1 protein-coding gene is annotated in these 229 nt (G+C 45.0%); it reads right to left on the bottom strand.

Annotation, left to right across the window (positions count from 1 at the left end):
* The coding region (locus AC6UDE_RS07275) for a hypothetical protein (protein WP_500697076.1) at nt 1-181 on the bottom strand (181 nt) is incomplete at its 3' end.
* Between the last annotated feature and the right edge of the window lie 48 nt (nt 182-229).

Below are 229 nucleotides of genomic sequence, written 5' to 3'. Positions count from 1 at the left end.
CCAGTAACTTGCGGCAAAATGGCCTTGTTGTTTCTATTATCGGTTCAAGCCCCGGACGGGGTTCGTAACTATATTTAATGCTTACATCAACCGTTTCGGGTGCCACCCTTGTATCAATAGCCTGCTGATTTACTTTCCTTTCGGGAATAATATCTTTGCCAATCGTTTCAGTTGTTACCAATAGCACCCCCGCTTTCTCTAATGACCGCAGCCGGGATGAAACATAAGA

The sequence above is a fragment of the Fructilactobacillus sp. X2R5C3 genome, assembly GCF_059901325.1.
Note: the sequence above shows the minus strand (reverse complement) of the source record. Positions and strands in the feature narration are given on the sequence as shown.